The sequence below is a fragment of the Halolactibacillus halophilus genome, assembly GCF_900115605.1.
GTDB classification, from domain to species: Bacteria; Bacillota; Bacilli; order Bacillales; family Amphibacillaceae; genus Halolactibacillus; species Halolactibacillus halophilus.
Genome location: NZ_FOXC01000055.1, coordinates 1 through 10,152, shown reverse-complemented (window position 1 = coordinate 10,152; position 10,152 = coordinate 1). Strand labels below are relative to the sequence as shown.

General features: G+C 38.0%; 2 protein-coding genes, 1 pseudogene and 1 riboswitch. Of the genes and pseudogenes, 2 read left to right on the top strand and 1 reads right to left on the bottom strand.

Features of this window, described 5'->3' with window-relative positions; genetic code table 11:
- Window positions 1–343 precede the first annotated feature (343 nt).
- A riboswitch (cyclic di-GMP riboswitch) is annotated at window positions 344–427 on the top strand.
- A 183-nt stretch (window positions 428–610) separates the two neighbouring features.
- Window positions 611–8,353: pseudogene (locus BM098_RS12530) on the top strand (Cna B-type domain-containing protein); the annotation flags it as partial.
- A gap of 35 nt (window positions 8,354–8,388) precedes the next feature.
- On the top strand, window positions 8,389–8,760 hold the full coding sequence (locus BM098_RS13885) for a Cna B-type domain-containing protein (RefSeq protein WP_268762409.1): 372 nt from the start codon (window positions 8,389–8,391) through the stop codon (window positions 8,758–8,760).
- Window positions 8,761–9,337: 577 nt separating this feature from the next.
- Here the strand turns inward: BM098_RS13885 and BM098_RS14015 are convergent.
- Window positions 9,338–9,505, bottom strand: coding sequence for a hypothetical protein (locus BM098_RS14015; protein WP_159430196.1), 168 nt, complete (start codon window positions 9,503–9,505; stop codon window positions 9,338–9,340).
- Window positions 9,506–10,152 lie beyond the last annotated feature (647 nt).

Below are 10,152 nucleotides of genomic sequence, written 5' to 3'. Positions count from 1 at the left end.
TTATCATATAGGAGACACCTCTTCTGTATGTTATTGTGTTTTGGTTAACTCAATTATACCAAACAGGAGTGGTGTTTTTTTATATTTTTTTAAAAGCAACATGAGTATTTAATTAACTAATGTTCTTAGAATCACTAAGTTTAGCAGTCATTTTTGAACTGCGAAAGTTGAGTTTATAATTTATAATTAAAAATACATTTGTGTTATCGATAGCAATTCTCATCCGAAGTGACTCTTTAAAGCTAATACTCATTCTTAAATTATGAGTTTTTTATGGTTCAATATTCTGATAAGTATTGAATTTTTTCACTTTAGCTATTATAATATAATTAACAAAATATAGTAGCTAATAAGAAGCATTGACTTGTTTATTTAATTTGGGCGCTTTATAAACAATGAGCGAGTAGCGCAACAGATCTATTAATTTTGGTCGGTTTTTTTTATCGTTTTTTATAAAAAGTGATGGGTGTGGGTTTAATATATGGAAAATAATCGCAAAAAATATTCCATATTGTTTTCGGGTATATAAATTGTGAATAGTGTTTTGTATCTTTAATTTAAGATTGAAAATGGTCAGGATTAATGAGAGGGATAATACTTAAATTTAAAAATGGAGGGATTTAAAATGAAGAGAACAATCAGTACATTTATGTTGTTTGTGTTACTTATCAACACATTATCAAGTAGCTTGATGCTCCCGCAAGTATTGGCGGAGTCAGCAAACAGTGAGACAATTGTTGAGAAAATGGTATTTATCAATGCGCAAGAAGAGGAAATCCCAATTGAGCAAGCAGAAGGAGAAGGTCAGATTAAACTGACTTTTGGGCTTGGTGATGTTGATACAACAGTGCCTTATGAAGAAACGTTAACGCTCCCAGAAAATATTGAAGTAGCAGTTGATCAAACAGGTGACATGTTGCCAGGAAACGGGGGAGAAAGTGTCGGGCAATACATAGTTAAAACAGATAGAACATTAAGGATGACAACAAACGAACAGGCAAGCGGTCAAACAGGAACGATCATATTTAATGCTGCGGGATTAGCTCAAGAACCGCCTTCTGAAGAAGTATCAGAAGAAACAGCAGCTTTCTCAACAACGGCTGCAGCGATGAATACGGAAATCACGACTGATTTTATTGTGAACACAACAGTAAAAAAAGATGGTAGCGTCCTTGAAAATGGTACAGAACTTAACATTGAACCGCCATATAGTAATACCGTATTAGAACTAAGATATGACTTTGAACTCGTCAATGAGCATGGTTATGGCACCGGTGCCTTCTATAAACTGACAGTGCCATCAATGTTTGAGATTCCGAATATATCAGAAACGAATGCAGCGGAGTTAAAGCGTGGTGACGGGACAGTTTTTGGTTCATTCTATACAGAAGGCAACGACATCGTCATTACCTTTAATGAAATAATTACGACCGAATCAAATATTACTGGCCAGATTCAACTAGAAGCAAACATAGATGATAATTATAATGGTCCAGCTGAAGGAGATACACTTGTTTTCCCTTTTGGTGAAGAAGCAACTTTAGAATTTCCAATCTCATTTAAACCAGATGAGAACGGCCTTGATAAAAAAGGCATTGGGAATCGAGGGTACAATACAGAATTTATCACGTGGACTGTCGATGTAAATAAAAATTTACAAACAATCACAGATACCCAGTTAACGGATGTAATTCCCAAAGGGGATCATACGTTTATCGCAGATTCGTTTAAGGTTTACGCCCTGTCAGTAAATGCAGATGGTTCGGTGCAAGAGCCGCTGAACGACGTAACTGATGCGGTTCTTAATGATAACTTTCAACTCGATGTAGCAACTGATGCTAAAAGCTTTAATTTAGATATGGGAGAAATTGATTCAGCTTATCGGATTGAATATCGTACAGAAGTAAATGACCGTGTTGGGGAAGAATATAAAAATGGAGCGATTTTAACAGGTGCAGATGATTTAAATCTGACAACGGATGCAACGGTGGCCGTAACAAGGGGGAACCCACTTGCGAAAACGTCAAGTAACTATGATGATGTTGCCCAAACGATTGATTGGGAAGTCAAATATAATTACGATGAAAAAACGATTCCACAAGGACGAGCCACACTTATCGATGAATTTGGAAACGTGAATCAAACGTTAGATGTCGACTCATTTGAAATATACCAGGTATCGATCAACCCAGATACAGGTGAGGAAACGGGCGAGACCCTCTATGAGAATTACACACTAACAGAGAATGAGAATGGTTACACTGTTCAATTTAATGAATCCATTGACGGTGCTTTTAAATTGAAGTATCGTACCAATACGATTGATCGTGTTGAGAATGATGCAGAAGTAACGAACACGATCTCAGATGATTTTGAAAATACGGCCGGAGGAAATCAAGGCATAGGCCAAGGTATCTTAATAAAAAACAATACCGGCGCTAATTATCAGGATAAAACAACGGACTGGTCCATCACGATTAACCGCGATGAGGAATTAATGCAGGAGACAATCTTTAAAGACACCCTGCCTGTCGGTTTCACATTTCAACCAGACACATTGTCTGTAGAAGGATACGATGGCGACTATGATGTCACTTATGATACGAATGATACGAATAATCAATACATCACCATTCATTTTAATGGTGATATTACGGAGAGAGTAACGCTTTCTTACCGAACTGATATTGACTATAACGCTGTTGAGAGAGATGCTGAAGGTTTGGTTAAAGCGAGCTATCTAAACGATGCATCAGTCGATTGGATTCCTGAAAATCAAGAGACAAGCGTGAAAAAGAAAGCAACCGCTGCTTTTAACCCAGATGATTTCACAAGAAATAACGGTTTTAAGTATGGGAGTTATAATGTGGCATCGAAAGAAATGACTTGGACAATTGGGGTCAACTACAATGAAGAAGATCTTCAAGGAGTGAAGGTTACCGACTCGCTTATTGGTGATCAAAACTTCACTAAGGAAGATGTTAAAGTTTATCAAATGAACTTAACGCCAGGCGCCAATGAGTTTGAACTTGGAACAGAGGTAACAAGTGAGTTCACTATATCTGATTTAACAGAACCGGGTTTTGAAGTTGATTTTGGTGATATTACAACCGGTTACGTGATTATTTTTACGACGGATTTTAAAGATCAACAAGTAGCCGAAACTTATGAAAATACAGCAACAGTATCGAGTACTAACCGTGAACCGGCAACCCTTGAGGCATCAGTAAGTCCGAGGTTTGGCGGGGAATATACCACGAAAGAAGGGCAACAAAACACTGATAATGGTCGGATTGTTAATTGGACTGTCAATATCAATCGTAGCCAATCGTTATTAAATGATTTGGTAATTAAAGATACACCGAGCATTAATCAATCACTTGTCCAAGATTCATTTGTGATTTATGAGACGACTGCAACCGCAGATAATATTGTGAAAAATGAAGGCGCAACTTTAGAGGAAGGTACTGATTATGATCTTGAGTTTTCTGCAGCGGAAAATGGCCAAGAATCATTTACCATCACCTTTAAAGGTGACAAACAAGAGATTGAAGAAGCCTATGTACTAACATATGATACCTACATTCTCTATAAAGGTGACGGAAATATCGGTAATGATTTATCCATTAGTGGCGATCAAGTCGTTGAAAATACAGGTGGTTCTTCAGTAAACCGAGCCATTAGTTTTAATAGCATTTCTGGTTCAATCACGGGTGAGGTTGGTTCATTAGTGATTAAAAAAGTTGATGCGGAAGATATTACTTTACTGGAAGGCGCTGAGTTCCAATTGTATGACGAGTCTGGTGAGGTGCTGTTAAGAACAGGCACGACGGATTCAGCAGGCAATCTAACCTTTGTCAACTTACTGTATGGTAACTATCAGTTAAAAGAAGTGACACCACCAGATGGTTATGTGATTGACCGAACCGTAGGGGATACGCGAGTAGTGACGGTAGATAGCAATGCGGGAACGGTCGATAATCCCGACGTCACCGTTGAAAACTATAAAATAAAACGTGACGTTCGTCTAACAAAAGTAGATGGTACAACAAATGATAAACTTGCAGGTGTTGAATTTGAACTGTTTCAAGCTGATGATACACAAGTGACAAGCTTTACTGAAACTGACTTAACAACAAATGCATCAGGAGAAATTTATCTCGAAGATTTAGCTCCAGGCGATTATTACTTTAAAGAAAAGACGCCTATAGCTAACTATCAAGCGAATACCAATGAATATTCCTTTACCATTAAGGAAGACCATATCATTTTAGACATTGATGCGGATGCGTTGACTGTAGAAAATGAACTAATTCCTGGCAGGGGTGAAATGAGAAAGATTGATGCAGATAAACTAGATACGGCTAATAATGGTTTAGCCGGTGCAAGATTTAGAATAGAATCTACCGATGACGGGATTAGCTTTGGTCGGACAGTGACCTCAGGTGAAAATGGCTTGATTGAAACAGGTGACTTACGTCCAGGTAACTATACAATTGAAGAAACCAGCGCTCCAAATGGTTTTACTTTAAGCGAGCGTGACCCCATCGCATTTACGATTCCATTAAATACGGTGTCAGCGGATACTGTAACCATTTCTTCTGATCCGTTCGAAAATAATGTAAAAACAACGGCCATTGAAGTAACAAAGCAAGATTCAATTAATGGTCAGTTGTTACCAGGTGCAGAATTTGAACTGACCTATTCAAACGGTGACTATGATCTTGATTCATCTCCACGAACAGGTGTGACAGATGAAAGTGGGAAAGTGACTTTTGATGATTTAAAACCAGGCACCTATCAATTAAAAGAAACAAAGACGCCAGATGGCTATATTTCATCTAGTACACCGATTGAGATAACAGTGACCTTAGGGGATGTTCATAACGCACGCGTGATCCGGGAAACGGTAGAGAATGCGCCTTATGCGAATGTCACACTGAAAAAGGTTGACGCTGAAACAAGCACGGCACTTGCTGGGGCAATTTTTGATGTTGAAGATACGAGTGGTGGAAAAATTACAGGTTATGAAAATATAACGACAGATGAGAATGGGAATATTAGTATCACCGGGTTGCCCGCAGGTACTTATCAACTAAGAGAAACACAGGCACCTGACGGTTACACCATTCAAACCGGTGGTTATCTATCTGATCCGTTTACGGTAGATGCTGGCGTGACTGAAACTGAAGGGATTTCATTAGGGAATGTTGGTAACGACATTATCAAAGGTTCGGTAAAATTAGTTAAAGTAGATGGTGACACCACTGATAATCTCGAGAATGTTGAGTTTCAGTTAGAAGCGATCAGTCTGGTTAATGGTGGCACTTATGAAACAACGACGCATTCGACAGATGCAAATGGAGAAATTATTATCGATGACCTTCGTCCAGGAACATATCGTTTTGTTGAAACAGGACCACTGTCTGGTTATCAACCCTATTGGGGAACAAGTTCATTTACGCTAAATTTCCCACATGATGAAGACCAGGTAGAGGTAGAGGTAAGAAACTATCAACGTATTTCAATCGATGTTGAGAAAGTATGGAACGATCAGTCGAATGTGGATAATCGACCAGAGTCTGTCACGATAGAACTACTCAGAAACGGTGCGCAACGGGAGAAACCAAACAATTAACTTCAGATAACGATTGGAAGGCGACGTTTGAATCCTTAGATGTGGTAGATGCTGAAGAAGCGTCCTATACTTACACACTTCGTGAAGTAGCGCCAGGAACGGGTTATCAACAAGAGAGTACGACGGGTAATCAAGTAGATGGTTTTACAATTACCAATGTTGAAACGCGTAGTGTAGAAGTTGAAAAAGTGTGGTTAGATGATGAAAATCGTTTAGGTTTTCGTCCGACGGAAATTGATGTACAGCTAATGAGAGGGGAAACACCGATTGGTACACCTGTTACCTTAACCGGTTCAGCAGATTGGACATATCAATTTGAAAACTTACTACGGTATGCACCAGATGGTACAGAATATCAGTACACGGTCGAAGAAGTAGAAGTACCTACGAATTATGAGTTTGTAGAAGTAAACGGTAATCAGGCAGACGGTTATCAGTTAGTTAATCGATTGGTTGACACGGTTGGTATTCCGGTATCAAAAGTATGGAACGATACTACAATGACTGCTAAACGTCCAGATACCATTACTGTTGAGGTATACCAAAAGGTATATGATGCTGTGGAATACCCAGACAGCTCATTTGCTGAAATTGAGATAGGGTCAGGGAACACAGGTGAATTTACTGATTTACCAAAATACGATGACCAAGGTCGAGAGTTCGTTTATCAAGTTGTTGAAGTTCCAGTGTCAGGCTACAGTACCGATGTGATTGAATCAGATGGAAATGTCGTTATCACGAACACAAGAAGTGAAGAAACTACAGTATCTGGTGAAAAAATATGGCGAGATGATGATGTAGATGACCGACCAGAATCAATTACCATTAATCTAGTGCAAACATTAGATGGCAACGAAATCGTGTATGATACTGTCGAGGTCACAGAAGAAATGGGTTGGGTATATACGTTTGATGCATTACCAGCGTTTAATGATGTCGGAGCAGCATTTAGTTATCAAGTAACCGAACAAGATGTACCGGGTTATGCCGTTGAGACTGACGGATTTGATATTATCAATACAAGAAGTGAACAACGAAATATCGAAGTAACCAAAGGTTGGTTGGATGATAACAACCCAGGTCGTCCTGATGAAGTATCGGTTACATTGTTTAAAAATGACGAAGCATTTCAGACGGCTAAGCTTCTATCAAGTAAGGACTGGACCTATGTGTTTGAAGGTTTAGCGTCCTATGATGAAAACGGTCAAGCCATTGCTTACCGAATAGAAGAGGAACCAGTCGATGGTTACGAGTCCATGATCGATGGCTTTAATATTACAAATGTTAGAACAGGTACGACAGACGTTACGGTAAATAAAATATGGCAAGATGATTCTGACGCAACAGGTAATCGCCCAGATACGATTACGCTAAACGTATTTAGAAGTGACAACGAGACAGATGCTTATCGTACGGCTACCATCGGGCAAGAAGATAATTGGTCGCATACCTTTAGTAACCTACCAACATATGATGCACAAGGTAAAGTGCTCAGTTATACTGTTGAAGAAGTTTCTGTAGAAGGATATTCAACGTCTATTGAAGAAATTGATTCAGAAACTTATGAGATTACCAATACGATAACTGAAGAAATTGCGATTGATGTGACAAAAACATGGTTAGATGACCAAGACACGTCAGCGCGACCGGACTCGATTACGGTTGACTTATACCGTAATGATAATCTAAAAGAGCCGTTACGTACGGCAACACTAGAAGAAAACTTTAACACGTGGACCCACGCATTTACCGGGTTAGAGCGTTTTGATCAAGAGGGTGTTGAATATGAGTACACCATTGAAGAACGCGAGGTACCTGAGGGCTATGTGCTTAAGGAAATCACGGGAGATGCGTCGAGTGGGTTTGTTATTACCAACTTACGAGACGATAAGACATCTGTATCAGGCACAAAAACATGGCAAGATGATAATGAAGATAACCGGCCAGAAACAATCACTGTTAATCTGTTACAAACAGTAGATGGTAACACAGTCGTGTACGATACGGTTGATGTCACTGAAGAAAGTGATTGGGCATATGTTTTTGAGTCATTACCAGTATTTAATGAAGTAGGTAAAGCTTATCAATATAGCGTCACAGAGCAGGATGTACCTGGCTATGCATCAGATGTGTCGGGCTTCAATATTACAAATACAAGAACGGCATTACGTGATATTGAAATAACAAAAGGTTGGCTTGATGACGAAAACCTAAATCGACCAGCTGAAATTTCTGTAACGCTTTATGCGAACGATGAACCTGTAAAAATAGTAACGATGAAAGCAGAAGAGAATTGGACGTATCTTGTTCGTGATTTAGCGGCTTATGATGAAAACGGACAAGCCATTGCTTACCGAATAGAAGAGGAACCGGTCGATGGTTACGAGTCCATAATCGATGGCTTTAATATCACAAATGTAAGACAAGAATTGGGCGATATCACGGTCACAAAAGCATGGCTTGATGATGACGCGTCAGCAAGTAGACCGAATGAGATAAGTATTGATTTATATAGAAATGATAATCCAGAAGAACCACATCAAACAATAACTTTAAATGAAGAGGGCGATTGGACACATACCTTTAATTCTTTAGAGAAATTTGATTCAGAAGGTGTGGCGTATCAATATACGGTCGAAGAGTCTAATGTACCGGAAGGATATCGTGTACATTCTATTACAGGCAAAGCCGAAACAGGCTTTACCATTACTAATGTAAGAGTAGGAATAGTAACTTTAGAGGGACGAAAAATGTGGGAAAGTGACCAAAGCAGTGATCGTCCAGAGACGATTACGGTTGAAGTGTATCAGAATGATAAGCTATACCAAACACTCATTGTTGATGCATCTAATAATTGGTCATATCAAATCAATGATGTTCCTCAATTTGATGAAGCTGGGATTCCATATGTGTATACGATAGATGAACAACCAGTGGAAGGATATACTACAAAAATTGATGGCTTTAATATAATTAACCGTAAAAATGAATCACTAAGTCAAGGAGATACGCTACCGGATACGGCAACACAGACTTTTAATTTAGTGTTGATTGGTTTAGTTCTGATAGGTATGAGTGCAATGATTTGGATTGGCTTGCGATTCAAAAAGAATAAACAGTGAGTGGTAAAGAAAATCAATAGCGGCGGTTAATTGAGTATATTATTATAAAGATCAACCATCGATATTAAAATTAAAACCGATATGTTTCAGCTGATATAAAGAGCTGAAACATGTCGGTTTCTTTTCTATTGTAAGTATTAATAGAAAAGGTATATCCCCACTATTAAAATCAATAAAGTGAGACTGTGTGTATTTTTAAATTGAAATGCGATTATTAGTGATTTTTAGGAATAATTCATGTACCTAACGAATGTACATGAATTTTTTTGAAAATACACTTGATAGAACATTATTAGACATAAGAGAGGGGGATTTGCTTTTTCATATAGCATGTGTTTAATATTTTCAAAACAATCCCTGGATTATAAAGTAAAATGTATAAACAGCTTTACGTCATTTCTTAGAGTGTTCTATCAATATATCTTTAGGGTGTTTTTGGTTATATCGTGTCTTTGCATGTGTGGCATCAACAATAATCATATGACTAAAATGTCGATTTCAATCACAATTCTTACGATTCTATTGATTAATAAGTCGAGTAAATTGATATCTTTTAGTCGTAATTTACGAAATTTGGTTAAAGGACTTGACTCGATAACTGACTCCTAAAGAGCCATACAAAAAAATTAAATAACGTATCGTATTTAGAGCGTTCAACAATATCAATATCTGAAACATTAGACACAACATTATCATAAATTTCTAAATACGTACTTAACATCATTTCTGTTTGTTGAAGAATCACTTTAGCTGCCACCTATTATTGATACTTCTATTTTATCGAAGAAAAAGACTACATGCCTATGATTAAATTAGGTGGTCCATATTTTCGGGGCTTTTTTAGTAGCTTTGATTAGGGGTAATGAGTATTTTTAAAGAGTCAAAGTATCGAACTCCTAAGCTCAATTTTATTGTGGATTGACTAACATTATGATATATTGAAAATTATCTAATAGCTGAAATATAGAACTTTAAATAGCCAGAGTGTTTCTGAGAGTTAGGTAGTGTCAAGAATTTTGTGTAAACCTCTCCATTGTAGTTCCAGAGTTACTGTATAAAATTAGAAATATATTTAAACGCTCAGCCACAGCGAAGCTGCTTGTCCTTGATTGTGGGGCTGTTTCTTAGTGATTTATGAGGTGGGTTCGGGGTCCCGCCCCATGAGAACTTAGAAACACTTGTGTCGTTATACCATCCCGTAAGCGGATGGTGCTAGATAAAGCATTATTTCGCCCATCCGCCTATTGTTCTTCATAACGACACACGTCACACAGTCAAGGATGGCGTACTTTGTTGTTTCGCTAGCTGTTCTTCGAACATCTCTATAATTTCTGGTTTAGCTTTTTTAAAGCCGCGATGGCAACGCATCGCAAATTTTTGATTATAATCTAA

Bases quoted from the DNA above. Each gene is read 5' to 3' on its own strand.
- BM098_RS13885 (WP_268762409.1), top strand. From the start codon at position 8,389: ATGTGGGAAAGTGACCAAAGCAGTGATCGTCCAGAGACGATTACGGTT.